Below are 16289 nucleotides of genomic sequence, written 5' to 3'. Positions count from 1 at the left end.
CACACCTAGGCCTCCAGCTTGGATTCTGCGAATCCAAGCGCAAGCGTAGCGAGCAACTTTCGTGAGCAAACGCCTGCTAACGTATCTGTTCGCTACGCTCATGCTCAAACTTACGGAGCCCAAGCTACGGGCTGAATTAACAACAAAAAGGTGCGGTTCCAGCGAGGAACCGCACCTTTCGTAGCACTTAAAAAGTGGCGTTAGCTTAGAGCAACGCTACTTTTACTGCGTTCGGGCCTTTACGGCCTTGCGCTTCTTCGTACTGAACTTTGTCTTTCTCGCGCAGCGACTTGGCATCTACGAGGTCCGTGACGTGAACGAAGATGTCTTCGCCAGTTTCGTCGTTTTTGATGAAACCAAAGCCTTTGGTTTCATTGAAGAATTTTACCGTTCCGGTCGGCATAAAAAAAAGAAATTTGGGGTGTCGTCAAAGCCCGGCGAACGCTGGGGACCTAAGATGTAACTACACCGGAGCGGACCGGAACAGCAACACAGAGCCGTGAGTTGCGCCAAAGATAGACAGAATTTTTAAATTTTACCCGCCCACTAAAAAAAACTTCCATCGGTCCTTACGGGTACTACTTAGCTGGCCAGTAGCACCAATGCTATTGGTTACGTTGCCCTAAATAGTCTCTTGTCAGCGCGCACTCTATATAGAGCGCGTCCCTAGGTACCCAATTTGAATACGAATGGACATTTCTGCCGCCCCAGCCCACGCTTTTCAACACACGTTCGTGGTCGAGGCCTCCGACATCGACCAACTCGGCCACGCCAACAACGTGGCCTACGTGCGCTGGGTGCAGGACGTAGCTGCCGCCCACTGGCACCACTTCTACCCGCCCACCGCCGAGCAGCCACCGCGGGTGTGGGTGGTGCAGGAGCACCAGATACGCTACCTGCGCTCGGCCTACGCCGGCGACGAGCTGCGCGCCAGCACTTGGGTCGCCGATGTGAAGGGCGCCAGCTCCAAACGTGTCACCCGCATCGAGCGCGTGGCGGATGGGCAGCTACTCTGCGCCGCCGAGACGCAGTGGGTGTTGCTAGATGCGGGCAGTGGCCGGCCGGTACGGGTGCCGGGGGAAATGATAGAGCGACTGATACCCAAGGAAGCATTTTAGGCAAGGCCGTGGATGACTACCCTACTGGCTTTGCGCTTGGCTAAGTTAATTGTTGTGTTAAAGTAACAGCTCCCTCCGTCTAATACGGATACGGGTAGTATCGTCAGAGTCGTTACGTTGTGCATAAAACCTGTGTCTTTGCAGAAACCGTTTATCCAAACTTCCTTTTTTCCATCCTTTGTCAGAAAAATCTTATACTGCACGCCGTAGCCATTCAGAGGGCCAATATGAAATTCTCCCTGCCCATACTTTTTATTGTACTGAATTAAGGCGTGCGATAGAATCCTTTTCATTTGCTGAAGCTCATCAAAAGTAAGCTCTACCTCGGAAGGGAGTTGATAGTAGGTAGGTTCGTCACTACTGCTAACCACCACACATCTACTGTGGCTGCTTATCATTAGTAGCTGGCTGCATTAGCAAACTGCACGTTCAACCAGCAGATTGTGGCTAATAGGGCGATTTTCATAACGTCATTTACATTTAATGCCTGCCCCCTTCCGCATCTATTCCGCCTCGGCCGGCTCCGGCAAGACGTACCAATTAACGAAAGAATACCTCAAGCTGGCCCTAGGGTACCCGCAGCCGGCCGACCCCACCGGCGAGCGCAATTACAACCCCAGCTACTTTAAGAATATTCTGGCCATCACGTTTACCAACGACGCGGCGGGCGAGATGAAGGAGCGCATTGTGGGGGCACTGCGGCGGTTTGCACAAGAGGCTGATGACAAGCCCGATGCCTTGCTGGCCGAAGTGGCGGCCGAGCTGGCGCAAGAGCAACAGTTGCCGCCGCACCTAGGCACGCCCGTCGAGTGGCAGCGTGAGGTGCGGCAGCGGGCGGCGGCCACGTTTCGGCTGGTGCTGTACCACTACGCCGACTTTGCGGTGAGCACGATTGACTCGTTTGTGCAGCGCATCGTCACGGCTTTTACGCGGGAGCTGGGGCTGCCGGCCTCGTTTGAGGTGGAGCTGGACACCGACAGCGTGCTGCGCACGGCCGTGGCCGCTCTGCTCGACAAGGTGAACCGCGACCCGCAGAGCAAGCTCCTGAGCCAGACGCTGGCCGATTACGCCCTCGGGCAGGCCGAGCAGGGCCGCAACTGGAACCGCCTGCCCGACGAGTTGCTGGACTTTGGCCGCAACCTCTTCAATGAGAGCGTGCACGAGGCCGTGGCGCAGCTGGGCCAAAAGACGATGGCTGACTTCCGCACCCTCGACCAGGAAATACGCCAGCGGCTGCGCGAAACGGAGGAAACCGTGCAGGCCCAGTCCGACCGCGCCCTAGCGGTGCTAGCGGCGGGCGGCATCGAGGCCGAGCACCTGGCGGGCGGCGCCAACGGCATTCACGGGCACTTGCGCAGCTGGGAGCGCTGGCTAGGCACGCCCGACGCCAAGGCCGATTTCCCCACGGCTACGGCCCGCAAGGTGGTGGAGAGCGGCAAGTGGTGGAGCGACAAAGCCAAAAAGGCGGGCCTGGTGCCGGCCGTGGAGGCCGCCCAGCCCGAGCTGGAGGCGGCCTTTGGCGAGCTACTGGAGCTGCGCCTGGCGCACTTACCCAATTATTTGCTACTAAAGGCGTTGCAGCCGTTTCTGTTTCACGCCTCGCTCTTGAGCGAGCTCAATAAGCTGGTGGAGGAAATCAGCCGTGAGCGCAACGTGGTGCTGATTTCTGAGTTCAACCGGCGCATTGCGGCCATCGTGCTCAACGAGCCGGTGCCGTTTTTGTACGAGCGCCTGGGGGAAAAATACCGCCATCTGCTGATTGATGAGTTTCAGGACACCTCGGTGTTGCAGTGGAATAATCTACTGCCGCTGGTCGAAAACGCGGTGGCCAACGGCGGCCTCTCGCTGGCGGTGGGCGATGCCAAGCAGGCCATTTACCGCTGGCGCGGCGGCGAGCTAGAGCAGATTCTGCGCCTCTTCCAAGGCGACACTAGCGCCCTAGCATCGCGGGCCCGCGACGCGGACATGCAGCGCCTGCTGCGCGAGCGCTACTTCACGCTGCAAAGCACGCTGGAGCCGCGCTCGCTGGCCGTTAACTTCCGCAGCGAGCCGGCTATCATTGGCTTTAATAATGAGTTCTTTACCTACGTGCGTGAGCGCCACGTGGCGGATGAGCTCGTGGCCGGCATTTTTGCCGATGGGTTTCAGCAGGCGGTGCCACAAGCGGCGCCTAGGTCCCTCCCATCGGCCGGTGCCGGCCCCAGCGACGCTATGCCGGCCGGCCACGTCGAGCTGCTCTTCACCAAAAAAGACGCGCCCGCCCGCCGCTACGCGCCCAGCACCGGCCAATACCTCGACGAGTCGCTACCTGGCTATCCTGCCGAGGCGGTGCTCGATTATAACGAGAGCACCTGCTACCTGGCCTTGCAGCTTATTGAGCAGGCGCTGGCAGATGGACATTCCTTGCGTGAGGTGGCCATTTTGTGCCGCACCCGGGGCCAGAGCCGGCTGCTCGCCAAGTTTTTGAAGGAGCGGGGCTTCCCCATCATTTCGGCCGATTCGTTGGCCTTGCAGTTTGCCGAGGTGGTGAATTTGCTGGTGGCCATCATGCGGGTGCTGCATCAGAGCGGCGACACGCTGGCGCGGGCCGAGGCGCTGCTGCTGGTTGATAAAGTGGTGCGGCGCCTCTCCCCTACCCCCAAGCGGGCGCGGCACATTGCCACGGTGGCCAATGATAAGGAGAGCGGCCAGCCGTTTTTTGACGAGCTACGCAGCCTGGGCTTTAACCTGGAGGAGGCTAAAACGGGCAACCTAGGGCTGTACGAAATGACCGAGCGGCTGCTGGGCATCTTTGGGCTGCTGGGGGCCAATGCGGAGAGCGACTACCTGTTTCGCTTCCTTGATTTGACGCTGGAGTTCAGCCTCAAGCACGGTAATAATCTGGGGAGCTTCCTCACGTATTGGGATGAGCGCAAGGGTGCGCTCAGCATCAACGCGCCGGGTGGGGCCGATGCGGTTACCATCACGACGGTGCACAAGGCCAAGGGTTTGGCCTACGGTATTGTGATTGTGCCCTTTGCCGACTGGACGCTGGTACCCCGCGTGGATACCATGCTCTGGGGCCGCCTCGAAACGGCCGCCAAACCCCTGCCCGGCCTGCCCGACGTGGCCGTGGTGCGCCTCAACAAAGGCCTGGCCTACACGCCCTTGGCCGAGCAGGACACCGAGGAGCGCGAAAAGACGCTGCTCGACGGCCTCAACACGCTGTACGTGGCCTTTACCCGGCCCCGGCACCGGCTCTACATCCTGAGCAAAGCCCCCGCCGAGCCCCGCAAAACCACCAGCGAGCTACCCTTGGCGCCCGCCGCCGAGCCCGCCGCCACCCAGGGCCCGGCCCGCGACGTGGCCGAGCTGCTGGCCGGCTACCTGCGCCACCTGGGCCGCTGGCAAGACGACACCACCAGCTTCGTGCTGAACCCCGGCACCACCAAAGCCCTGAGTACCAAGCCCCAAAAATCAAGTACCAGCTTCGCCCTCACCAACCTGACCTCCACGCCCTGGGACCAGCGCCTGAAGCTGCGCCGCCACGCCACCACGGTGTTCGATTTTGACGAGCAGGAGCACCTGGGCGAACTCAATCGCAAGCTGCACTACGCCCTGCGGCGCCTGCTCTCGGCCCGCGACCTAGGGCGCACCTTGCGGCAGCTGGTGGCCGAGGGCATCATCAACCAAAAGGAGCGGCCCGAGCTCGAAGCCAACCTGCAAGCCCTGCTGGCCGACCCGCGCCTAGCGCCCTACTTTGCCGAGGGCCTGGCCGTAGAAACGGAGCGCGAAATCCTAGTCGGCGGCCACACGCACCGCGCCTATAAGCCCGACCGCCTCGTATTTGGCGCCGGCCCCAGCCGTGCCGCCCAGTCCGTAACTATGCTCGATTTTAAGCTGCCGCCACCGCAGGACATCCACAAAATCCGGCTGCGTGAGTACGCTCGCCTGTTTCGGGAGCTGGGCTACGTGGACGTGCGCGGGGTAATTTACTATTTCGGGTCGGGCGAGGTGGTGGAGGTGTAGGCTGACTTAATTGCCGGCTGGTCGGCGTGCGTAGCGAATGTGGCGCGGGTTGGCGCTATCCGCGTAAAAAGTACAGTCATCCGTGCCATCGCTTAGCACGAACTTCACCTCCTGTCGGCGGCGCGGGGGCTGAAACTTCGTGAACGTTTTTAGCGGGAGCTGGATGACGCTATCGGGCCGGGCTTTTGACAATAATAGCAAGCTCTTGGGCTTCCCATTTTCGCCGTTCAGGAAATAATACGTGCGCGATGCGGCCACCGCGTGGCGCGGCATCGAGTAGCCCATATCGGGCAGCCAGCCATCATAATGAAACGTGGCTAATTGCCGACCGCTGGTACTCAGCACAATGGCATTGGGCAGCCGGCGCTGGGCGGGCGTGGAGACAAACTCCATCGGGGGCTGAGCCATCTGAGCCGTTACGGGGGCACCAGCTACGGGCATGGACGCGGCTTCGTCTGGCGCAAACTCCTCTTGGGGCGGGACGGGACGATAGTCGCCAAACTCGTACACCACAAGCATAGTAGTATCGGTGAGAAAGCGGGCCGCCCGCACCTCGGCGTGGGGCCGCTTGAGAGAAAGCGGTGGCTGGCCGGCCCGCAGCAGCTGGCCGGCACACGTGAGGATGGCCTGCTCCCCGGGAGCTACCTGGGGGTCGCAGTCGATAGCTTCAAAAGAGGCACTGCCGATGCGGTAGGTTCCCTTTACTTGGCCGCTGCGGGCATCGAGCAGCAACGCTGTGCGGTCGATGACATCGCTGTAAGGCAAGCCGAAATAGGCCACAAAAACCAGCGCTTTGAGGCCACTGCTGTAGCCCATGTATTGAAACTCAGGCTCGCTCAATGTCAGGAGCTCGCCCTTATTAGTATGCAGAAAATCGCGCTTGTGCAGCTTTGTATTGAACACCCCGGCGCGCCGCGCCGAATCGCGCAGTGCGAAAGTGTAGGTACCCTCGTAGCCACGCACGCGGTGGGCACGCCAAGCAGTATCGGAGGGTGCGGCAAAAAACTTACTGGCTAGCGTAGCCGGGGCATACTCTAGGGGCTTGGTCGAAGCCGCTATTTGGCTTAGGTGCAGCCAGTAGCGGTGCGTGCCCAGTAGCAGCAGCGTGTCGGCCTGCGACTCGGTAAAGTTGACCTGGTAAGCGCGGGTATTATCAGCCGTATCGGGAAGCGTAGCCGGAGAGGCTACTGGCGCGGGCGACACCACCCCCACTGGCTGCGTGGGTGTAGTAGCCACAGGCTGACGAGTTTCGCAGCTGGCTAACAGACAAACCGCACAACTAAGGATAAATACGCGCATAAATGAATTTTTCACTGGCCCGCTAAATTATCGAACTGTCCCTACCGAGCGCAACAACAGCCGCCCCGCGTCCGTCTATCCGAATGCAGGCGTTTCTTGCGCCGCTTTTACCTCTCCTGAATGATTTCGAATCGCATTTCCTGCTGGCCGCGCCTGGCGCTGGTCGTTTCTCTTAGCATCCCCGCCGCTGTTGCGGTGGCTCAGACTACCCCCGCTGCCATTCCGGATGCCGCCGCCCCGGCCACTACCAGCACGCCCGCCGGCCCCACCGTGGCCGAAGCGGCCGCCGCCCAGTGGTACCTGCGCGACCCGCAGCAGGACAAAACGCCTGGCGTGGGCGCCACCCGCACCTACGCCGAGCTGCTAAAGGGCCGCGTGCCCACGGCCGTAGTCGTAGCCGTTATCGACTCGGGCATCGACACGGCGCACGTAGACCTGAAGCCGGTGCTGTGGCGCAATCCCCGCGAGATTGCCGGCAACGGCATCGACGACGACAAAAACGGCTACATCGACGACATCCACGGTTGGAATTTCCTAGGTGGCAAGGACGGGCGCAATATTTCGGTCGAGACGCTGGAAGTCACCCGCGTGGTGGCCAAGCTGGGGCCGCGCTTCGCGGGCAAAACCAGCACGCAGATAAAAGCCGCTGATAAGGCCGACTACGCCACCTACCTCCGCGCCAAAAAAGCCTACGACGCCAAGCGCAAAGAGTTAACCGAGCAGTTGCAGCAAGCCGACCAGGGCACCAGCCCAATGGTGTCGCTTTTTGACGCGCTCAAGCAAAAGCTGGGGGTAGAAAAACTCGACACCACCACGCTGCGCAAGGTGGCCGCTTCGGTGCCCGATGCCAGCCTGAAAACGGCCCTCTCGTCGCTCTATAAGGATATGCAGCAGGGCGGCATCGCCGATACCGACGCGCTCGTGGCCGAAATCAACAACGAGGTAAAGGACCAGCGCGACCAGCTGAACTACAGCCTCAACACCAAGTTTAACGCCCGCGCCGACATCGTGAAGGACAACCCCGACGACGTAACGCAGCGCGACTACGGCAACGCCGACGTGACCGGCCCCGATGCGCTGCACGGCACCCACGTGGCGGGCATCATTGCGGCGGTGCGCGACAACAACCTAGGCGTGCAGGGCATTGCGGCTGCCCCGGTGCGCGTGATGAGCGTGCGCGCCGTGCCCAACGGCGACGAGCGCGACAAGGACGTGGCCAACGCCATCCGCTACGCCGTGGACAACGGCGCCCAGATTATCAATATGAGCTTCGGCAAGGAGTTTTCGCCCCAGCGCCCAGCCGTGGAAGCAGCCTACAAATACGCCGAGGCCAAGGGTGTGCTACTGGTGCACGCCGCGGGCAATGAAGACGATAACCTCGACGTGGTACCGCATTACCCGGCCGCTTTCTACCTCAACGGCGCGGTGCCCACCAACCTGCTGACCGTGGGCGCCTCGGGCCCCACCAACGACGAAAGTTTGCCCGCCAGCTTCTCCAACTACTCCAAGCGCCAGGTCGACGTGTTCGCGCCCGGCGTGGGCATTTACTCCACGCTGCCGGGCAGCAAATACGGCTCGGAGAGCGGCACCAGCATGGCCTCGCCCGTGACGGCGGGCGTGGCAGCGGTGCTCAAGTCGTACTTCCCCAGCCTCACGGCGGCCGACCTCAAGCGCATCATCCGCGAGTCGGCGCAGGTGCACCACACGCAGGTATTGGTGCCCGGCGAGGGCGGCAAAAAGGCCGATTTTGCCACGCTTTCGGCCACCGGCGGCGTCGTTGATTTGTACGCCGCCGTGCAGTTGGCCTTGCAGCAGGAAGCCGCTAAAAAGCAGTAGCGCTTCGGCGGAAGCTGGCTTTTTTGCGTAAGCCCTGCTATGTTTGCTCAATTATCCATCTTAGCCCGCCTGCGCCAGCTTCGAGCCAGCGCGGCGTCCGAGGCCCCGGCCCCGGCTACCATCGGTAGTTCCTTGTCCGGGCATCCGTCCATTGCCGATGCGCCCGCGCCCCACACTGGCAAGCCCCAGTCCTGGCTGCGCGAGGAGTTTCGCAACGTGTTGTACTTGGCCCTAGGGGTGGCTTCGGCCGCCCTGGGCCTGGAGGCTTTTATGCTGCCCAACGGCTTGTTTGACGGGGGCGTCACCGGCATTTCGCTGCTGGCCGCGCGCCTGCTACCCGGCGACCCGCCCCTGTCGGCGCTGCTGGTGGTGCTCAACCTGCCCTTTGTGTGGCTGGGCTACAAGCAGATGGGCAAGGGCTTCGCGCTGCGGGCATTGCTGGCCATTTTGGCGCTGGCCGTGGTGCTGGAAACGGTGCACTTCCCGGTCGTGACGCAGGACAAGATGCTGATTGCCGTGTTCGGGGGCTTCTTCCTGGGTGCGGGCATTGGGCTGGCCATGCGCGGCGGCGGCGTGCTCGACGGCACCGAAATTCTGGCCGTGTATCTCAGCCGCAAAGCCAGCCTCAGCGTGGGCGACTTCGTGCTGGTGCTCAATATCTTAATCTTTATCGTCGTGGCCGTACTGCTCGACGTACCCACGGCGCTTTACTCCATTCTCACCTACCTAGCGGCGTCCAAAACCATCGAGTTTGTGGTTAATGGCATCGAGGAGTACACGGGCGTTACCATCATCTCGGAGCACAGCGACGCCATCCGCCGCACGCTCACCGAGCGCCTGGGCCGGGGCGTAACCGTGTACGCCGGTCACCGCGGCTACGGCTCGCGCGGCGAGCAACCCAGCCCCATCGACATTGTGTTCACTGTCGTCACGCGCCTGGAGGTCGGCCAGGTCACGGCCGAGGTTAATCACTTAGACCCCAAAGCTTTTATCATTATGCACAGCGTGAATGACGCCAAGGGCGGCATGGTCAAGAAGCGGGCGCTGCATTAAGTTGAAGTGAGGAGGTGAGAGGGTGATTAGGTAAAAGTCGAATTACAGCGACTTTCTTACCTAATCACCCTCTCCCTTTTTCACCTTCTCACCATCTCACCTCATAACCTCCCCACCCCCTCACCTCCTACCTTTGCGGCATGTCCGCTCCTTCTTCTGCAATTACCCTTTCCGGTCTTTTCATCTACCCCGTCAAATCACTCGGGGGCATCAGCTTGCCCGCCGCCGACCTCACGCCCCTAGGGCTGCGGCACGACCGCCGCTGGCTGATAGTGGACGCCCAAAACCGCTTTTTGACCCAGCGCGAGCACGCCGAAATGGCGCTGCTGGCCGTGGAGCCCGCCCACAACGGCTTCTTGCTGCGCCACGGCCAGCGGCCCGAGTTGCTGCCGCTCTACGTACCCTTCGAGGCCACGCCCGAGCGCACGCTCTTCGTTACCATCTGGGATGATATGGTATTTGCCTGGCGCGGCACGCCCGAGGCCGACGAGTGGCTGAGCGCGGCCCTGGGGCAGAAATGCAAGCTGGTGTACATGTCGGATATGGTGCGCCGCGAAGTCGACCCCGACAAGCCCGAGCTGAACCCTGCTGGCACGCTCGTCAGCTTCGCCGATGGCTACCCTTACCTGCTGGCCAGCGAAGAATCGTTGGCCGAGCTCAACGCCCGCCTCGCCAAGCCGGTGCCTATGGACCGCTTCCGGCCCAACCTGGTGGTGCGCGGCCTGGCGGCGCCCGATGCGGAGATGCAGTGGGCTGATTTTCAGATTGGGGGCCACGCCTTCCGGTCGGTGCGCGGTTGCGGGCGCTGCGTCGTCACGACCATCGACCAGGCCACCGCGCAGAAAAACCCCGCCGCCGAGCCGCTGCGCACGCTGGCCACTTACCGCAAGCAGGGCAATAAAATTATGTTTGGCCAGAACGTGACCGGGCCGGCCAGCGGCCAGCTGCGCGTGGGTGATGCCGTGGTGCTGAGCTAGCCCCAGCAGCGGGCCCCGCCTAGGTAGCTCCCGCGGGGCTTTTTGGCTTCGGATGTAGGGAGCTAAAACATTTAAGCTTTACCTTAGCCCGAGGTTGTTGCTAGTGGCTGCTTGATGCAGCCGCCTGGCTTCCTTTCGCCCTAAGGTTGCTTTATATTTGGCTTAGATACTACTACTGTTTGGGTCGATTTACCACTTGGCTTTGGCCGGGGGGCCACCCGGCCCAGCGCGGGGGTGCCGGGCGGCGTGCTCACCTATCCCTTGGCTACCAAGCGGCTAGCTGCCCCGTGGCACCACGCCTTCGAACGCCGGCAGCCGTGGCCCGCACCCGCACGCGGGCCGATGCTTTCGGCAGCTGCGCAGCCCCTGGCTTTCCGTCCGAGCAGTAGTACGTTTGGTACTGGTACTTGCGAACCAAGAGCCCGCGCTACTGAGTACCCGGCCAAAGCTTCCCATTACCCTTCATTTTCCCCACCGTTCCCTCCTCTCCTAAGCTTATGGCCGCTCCTCCCCCCGTACTCAACCGCTCAGCTACTACCAGCGCGGCGGTGGGCACCACGCCGCGCTACACCTCGGCGCTGAGTGCCGTCACGACCCTCTTCTTCTTGTGGGGGTTTATCACCTGTCTCAACGACATTCTGATTCCCTACCTGAAGGCCATTTTCCAGCTGTCCTTCGCCCAGGCTAACCTCATTAACCTGTGCTTTTTCGGGGCGTATTTTCTGATGAGTATTCCGGCGGGCAAGCTGGTGGCCCGCGTGGGCTACAAGCGCGGCATGCTGCTGGGCTTCGTGGTAGCGGCCATCGGGGCGTTTCTGTTTTACCCCGCAGCGGCGCAGCGCGCCTACGGGCTGTTCCTGGGGGCGCTGTTTGTGCTGGCTTCGGGCATTACGCTGCTGCAAGTGGCGGCCAACCCCTACGTGGCCATCCTAGGGCCGCCCGAGTCGGCCTCGGCGCGCCTCACGCTCACGCAGGCCTTCAACTCGCTGGGCACCACGCTGGCTCCTATATTGGGCAGCGCGCTCATTCTGAGCAACCTGCCTAAGCTAGACACGGCCGTTTCGGCCGCGACTATTGATGTGCGGGCCGTGCAGCTGCCATACCTAGTGATTGGCGGCGTGCTGCTGCTCATCAGCCTGCTCCTAAGCCGGGTGCACCTGCCCATAATTGAGTACGCGGCGGCCGACGAGGTAGCGAGCCCCACCGAGCACCGCGGGGCCTGGAGCTACCGGCACCTGGCGCTCGGCGTGGTGGGCATTTTTGCCTACGTGGGCGCCGAGGTGGCCATCGGCTCGCACATTGTGAGCTACGTGGCGCTGCCTTCGGTGATGGGCCTCGACCCCAGCGCTGCCGGCAACAAAGTTGCCTTTTACTGGGGCGCGGCCATGGTAGGCCGCTTTGCGGGCGCCTACCTGCTCAACAAGTTTAACCCAGCTAAATTACTGGCTATTAATGCCGTAGGAGCCGTAGCGCTCATCCTGATTTCCATCAGCACCACCGGGCCGCTGGCCATGTGGAGCCTGCTGGCCGTGGGCTTAATGAACTCCCTGATGTACCCCACCATCTTCACGCTGGCCTTGGTGGGCTTGGGTCGCCTCACGGAGGAAGGCTCGGGCCTGCTGTGCACGGCCATCGTGGGTGGGGCGCTCGTGCCCATGCTCTTTGGCACTATTGCCGACCACAGCAGCCTGCGGCTGGCGCTGCTGCTGCCCATCGTGTGCTACGCCTACATCATGTGGTATGGCCTGCGGGGCAGCCGCCCGGCGGCCGCGGCCGCTTAGGTAAGTAAACGCAAAAAAGGGCGCCCCTCATGCTTCGACAAGTTCAGCATGAGGGGCGCCCTTTTTATTTCTGCATCGGCAGCGGCCGTAGCGCGAGCGTTCCAGTTCGCACTGTAACCCACCTAGGGCCGTGGCCGGATGGACGATGCGCGCACCACCAGCTGCGGCGCCAGCTGCAGCTGCACGATGCGCCCGGTTTCGGCCGGGTTTTCGAGCGAGGCCAGCAGCGTGCCGATTGCGTCTTCGGCCAGCGCTTCCAGGGGCTGCGCCACTACCGTGATGGGCGGCGAATAGAGGCGGAACAAGTCATTATCATCGAAGGAGACGACGGCGATTTCCTCCGGAATGCGCCGCCCCAGGCGGCGCAGGGCTTCCAAGCCACACACGCCCAGATAGTTGGTGGCAAATAGCACCGCATCGCAGGCCGGATGTGCCTCAAAAAAGGCTAGGGTGTCTTGCAGCAACGGCCCCGGCTCCTGCGGAAACGCGATTTTGTGCACCAGCTGCGGCAGGCCCGCCTCGCGTAGGGCCTGGGCGTAGCCCTGGGCGCGGCCCGTCATCTGCGACTGGTCGAGCTGCGGCATGAGCAGGGCGATGCGCTTAAAACCTTGCTGCACCAGGTGTTGGGTGGCTTCGTACATGCCCGTGGCGCCATCGACCACCACGGCATTGGCCTGCACGCCGGGCAGCAGGCGGTCGAAGAGCACCAGCGGCTTGCCGCTGCGCACGAGGGCGCGCACCTCAGCTTCCACCCCGTTGGGCAGGGCCAGGATGTAGCCATCCACGTGCCGTTCCTGAAACATGGTGAGTAGGTCGCGGGTCTTGTCCGAGTCGTTGTTGGTGCTGCAAAACAGCATGCGGTAGCCGCGAGCCAGCGCTTTCTTCTCAATCAGGGCCGCGACGGTGGCGAAGAAGGGGTTGGCAATATCCTCTATCACCAGGCCGATAACGTGCGTTTTGCCCGTGCGCAGGCTTTTGGCCAGCTGATTGGGCTTGTAGCCCACTTCCTCCACGTATTTCAAGACTCGCTCGGCCAGCACGTCGCTGATACGCTTCTCCTTGGCCTTGCCATTGAGCACCAGCGACACCGTGGCAATGGACACCTCAAGGTGTTTGGCGATGTCGTGAATGAGTATTTTCTTTTTCAAACGGAACTCTGTTTATTGATAGTCGCCTAGGTCATGTAGCTTGGACTCGCAGAGTCCAAGCTACTTTCCTATTCCTCGCTTAGTACACTTCCTTAGGCCGGTTGGCCGGCGCCGTACCGAAAGTACGGTTGGGCTGCGGGCCCATGGTAAGCTGCAAGGTACCGCCCGCCACAATGTCGCGGTGCAGCAGGTAAGTGTTGGCATACGGCTGGCCGTTGAGCGTAGCTGACTGAATATAAATATTTTGCGGACTATTGCCCTGCACATTCACCACAAACGTCTTGCCCTGGGGTAGCCGAATGGTGGCCTTGTCGACCAGTGGGCTGCCGAGCACGTAGGCCCCGCTACTGGGGCTGACGGGGTAAAAACCCATGGAGGACATAATGTACCAGGCCGACATCTGGCCGCAGTCCTCGTTGCCGCTGATACCGTCGGGCTTGTCTTTGTACATCTCGCGCAGCACCTGGCGCACTTTTTCGGCGGTTTTCCACTGCTGGCCGGCGTAGGCGTAGAGGTAGGTGGTGGCGTGACTCGGCTCGTTGCCGTGGGCGTACATGCCGATGAGACCCGAAATGTCGGGCGAAGCACTCTCGCCTAGGCTACCCTGCACAACAAACAGGCTGTCAAGCTTCTGCGTGAAGGCCGCGTCGCTGCCAAACAGCTTGATGAGGCCTGGCACATCGTGCGGCACCAGCCAGGTGTACTGCCAGGCGTTGCCCTCGGTGTAGGGGTTTTGGCGGTGGATGGACTGGAACGCGTCGAACGGCAGTTGGAACTTGCCATCGGCCGTGACGCCGCGCATAAAGCGGGTGCGGGGGTCGAAGTACTTCTGGTAGTACTTGGCGCGCTTGCTGTAGGTGTCGTAGGCCGCCTGGTCGCCTACCTTCTTGGCTACCTGCGCGATACTCCAGTCGTCGATGGCGTATTCCATGGCCTTAGCTACCGACTCGTTCTCCTTATCGGCCGGAATGAAGCCTAGGGTTTTGACGAAGTTCACGCCCTCGTCGTCGCGGGTGCTGCTCTGCTTGAGGGCGGCCAGCACGCGCGGGCCGTCGAGGCCGGGGGTGCCTTTGAGGTAGGCTTCGGCCAGGGCCGGCACGGCGCTGTAGCCCACCATAGTACCCGTTTCGTTGCCCATGAGGTGCCAGATGGGTAGCTTCTGCTGCTGGTCGTTGATGGCTAGCATGGTCTGCATCATGTCGCCCACGCGCTCGGGCTGGGCCAGGGTAAAGAGCGATTGCTCAGTCCGGTACGTATCCCAGAGCGAGAAGATGGTATAGTTAGCGAAGGGCGCTTTGGCGTACACCTTGCCGTCGGTGCCGCGGTAGTCGCGGTTCACGTCATTAAACAGCGCCGGCGCAAACCAGGCGTGGTAGAGCGCGGTGTAGAATGTGCGCCGCACCACCGGGTCGGGGCTTTCGATGGTGACTTTGCTCAGTTCCTGGTTCCACTTGGCGTCGGCGGCCTGCTGCACTTTGGCAAAATCCCAGCCCGGAATTTCGGCCTGGATATTGGCCAGCGCATTCTGCGCGCTCACCGGCGAAATGCCTACTTTCAGTCGCAGCACGCCCGGCGACTTAGCAAAGCTGAGCACGCCCTTCACGGCCGTGCCCTTACCCGATTTGCCCCCTATGGCCTGCGCCTCGTTATATAAAGCAAACGCGGGCACCGGCGCCGAAGTCTTGATGGCGAAGAACAGCTGCTGGTTTTTAGCCCAGCCCTTCGAAAATCGGTGGCCAATAAACGTCTGGGCATCAACCTGCTCTAGGTACGTCTCGGTGGCCTTGTCGTCGATACCTTCCTTGAGGTCGATGATAACGCGGGCCGGCTGGTTGTTCTTGGGGAAGGTATAGCGGTGCATACCCACGCGCTCGGTGCTGGTGAGTTCGGCCCGGATGCCGTAGTCGTCGAGGGTCACGGCGTAGTAGCCGGGCTGGGCTTTTTCGCGCTGGTGCGAGTAGCGCGAGAGGTAGCCCTGGTGGGGTACTTTCTGCTGACCCTTATCAGTTTTGAGGGCGCCGGTGTAGGGCATAATCAGCACGTCGCCGAGGTCGGAGCCGCCGGTGCCGCTGAGGTGGGTGTGCGAAAAACCAATGAGCAAGCTATCGGAATAGTGATAGCCCGAGCACCAGTCCCAGCCCTTAAAAATATTTTGCGGCCCCAGCTGCACCGCCCCAAAGGGCACGTTGGCCCCGATGAAGACGTGGCCGTGCCCGCCGGTACCGATGAGCGGGTCGACGTAGGAAGTAAGCTTCGGCTGCTGGGCGTGCGCGGCGGCGCCGGCTAGCAGCAGGCCACCAGTGAGCCAGCAGCCCAGGCGGGCGGCGCGCGGCAACCTAGGCAGGAAATTATCGAGCATCTTGACTATGAAGGAGAAAGGGTGAGAAAAGGTGAACCAGGGTGGTAATAACCTACTGTGCCTAGTGAAAAGGCGGTAACAGCCGAGCTTATCGGGTGGCCCCCCATGGCCGGACAGCCGGCTTACGCCAACAAATATGCTAAAATGTTTAAGCAAAAATTTGGTTGCTCCCAAAAAAACTCACATATTTCGGCCATTAATCATAAAGCGTTCATCTCTGCCGAGATTAATCAAATGGTTACGCTCGGCCCGCTACCCGACCGGATTTAGTACCCCTGGGCAATCAGCTTCCGTTGCCCGCCTGCGCGTTACTATTATCCTCCTGAATCAGCCTGCTTTTGCAGCGCCTAATTCACTCATCGACACAGCTTCCAGCTACTGCGCCCGCGGCGTTTGCCACGCGCCGGCTGTGTTTCCCGCACTCGCTCTACCTAGCTCCCGGCTTTGCGGCCGGGGCCGATAAGACAACTATAGAGACCAGCGTTGCTAAATCATTTTACCAACCTGATTTTTAGTGTGAGTAGCTACGCCAGCTGCTCTGTCATTTCCCACCCAACCCCCTTTTCCTTTATGAGTTTTTCTTTATCAATCAGAAGTTTGCGTGGGCTGCCGCTGCTGCTGCTGGCACCAGTGGCGGCGCTACCCCTTTCGCAGGCTACGGCGGCAGTGCTCCCGCCCGGCGCGCTCTACCACCCCGCCGCGGGGGGGGG

10 protein-coding genes are annotated in these 16289 nt (G+C 61.4%); 6 read left to right on the top strand and 4 right to left on the bottom strand.

Annotation, left to right across the window (positions count from 1 at the left end; genetic code table 11):
• Window positions 1-205: 205 nt before the first annotated feature.
• Entirely contained in the window at window positions 206-403 is a 198-nt protein-coding gene (locus ACFSDX_RS07990; RefSeq protein ID WP_157562185.1) for a cold-shock protein, read from the bottom strand.
• Between the two features lie 286 nt (window positions 404-689).
• On the opposite strand from ACFSDX_RS07990, the gene ACFSDX_RS07985 reads away from it, so the two are divergent.
• Entirely contained in the window at window positions 690-1118 is a 429-nt protein-coding gene (locus ACFSDX_RS07985) for an acyl-CoA thioesterase (RefSeq protein ID WP_382312773.1), read from the top strand.
• Window positions 1119-1601: 483 nt separating this feature from the next.
• Complete coding sequence (locus ACFSDX_RS07980) at window positions 1602-5126, top strand: UvrD-helicase domain-containing protein (RefSeq protein ID WP_382312771.1); 3525 nt, start codon at window positions 1602-1604, stop codon at window positions 5124-5126.
• Window positions 5127-5132: 6 nt separating this feature from the next.
• On the opposite strand, the gene ACFSDX_RS07975 is transcribed toward ACFSDX_RS07980, so the two are convergent.
• On the bottom strand, window positions 5133-6362 hold the full coding sequence (locus ACFSDX_RS07975; RefSeq protein ID WP_382312770.1) for a hypothetical protein: 1230 nt from the start codon (window positions 6360-6362) through the stop codon (window positions 5133-5135).
• A 183-nt stretch (window positions 6363-6545) separates the two neighbouring features.
• Between ACFSDX_RS07975 and ACFSDX_RS07970 the strand changes: the two genes are divergently transcribed.
• The 4 genes from ACFSDX_RS07970 (at window position 6546) to ACFSDX_RS07955 (ending at window position 12072) form a co-directional block, all read left to right on the top strand.
• Complete coding sequence (locus tag ACFSDX_RS07970) at window positions 6546-8261, top strand: S8 family peptidase (RefSeq protein ID WP_382312769.1); 1716 nt, start codon at window positions 6546-6548, stop codon at window positions 8259-8261.
• Window positions 8262-8300: 39 nt separating this feature from the next.
• Window positions 8301-9314, top strand: a complete 1014-nt coding sequence (locus ACFSDX_RS07965; RefSeq protein WP_382312768.1) for a YitT family protein — start codon at window positions 8301-8303, stop codon at window positions 9312-9314.
• Between the two features lie 140 nt (window positions 9315-9454).
• Window positions 9455-10291 carry an MOSC domain-containing protein gene (locus ACFSDX_RS07960; protein ID WP_382312767.1) on the top strand — a complete coding sequence of 279 codons (837 nt, stop codon included), beginning with the start codon at window positions 9455-9457 and terminating at the stop codon, window positions 10289-10291.
• Window positions 10292-10788: 497 nt separating this feature from the next.
• Window positions 10789-12072 (top strand): sugar MFS transporter, encoded by a 1284-nt coding sequence (locus ACFSDX_RS07955; RefSeq protein WP_382312766.1) that lies wholly within the window; start codon window positions 10789-10791, stop codon window positions 12070-12072.
• Window positions 12073-12194: 122 nt separating this feature from the next.
• Here the strand turns inward: ACFSDX_RS07955 and ACFSDX_RS07950 are convergent, their stop codons facing one another.
• Window positions 12195-13220 (bottom strand): LacI family DNA-binding transcriptional regulator, encoded by a 1026-nt coding sequence (locus tag ACFSDX_RS07950; protein ID WP_382312765.1) that lies wholly within the window; start codon window positions 13218-13220, stop codon window positions 12195-12197.
• Between the two features lie 79 nt (window positions 13221-13299).
• Window positions 13300-15579 carry a GH92 family glycosyl hydrolase gene (locus tag ACFSDX_RS07945; RefSeq protein ID WP_382312764.1) on the bottom strand — a complete coding sequence of 760 codons (2280 nt, stop codon included), beginning with the start codon at window positions 15577-15579 and terminating at the stop codon, window positions 13300-13302.
• Between the last annotated feature and the right edge of the window lie 710 nt (window positions 15580-16289).

It is taken from the genome of Hymenobacter bucti (assembly GCF_042681145.1).
Classification (GTDB): Bacteria; Bacteroidota; Bacteroidia; order Cytophagales; family Hymenobacteraceae; genus Hymenobacter; species Hymenobacter bucti.
The sequence above is the reverse complement of the archived record's forward strand: the minus strand, read 5'-3'. Positions and strand labels throughout refer to the sequence as shown.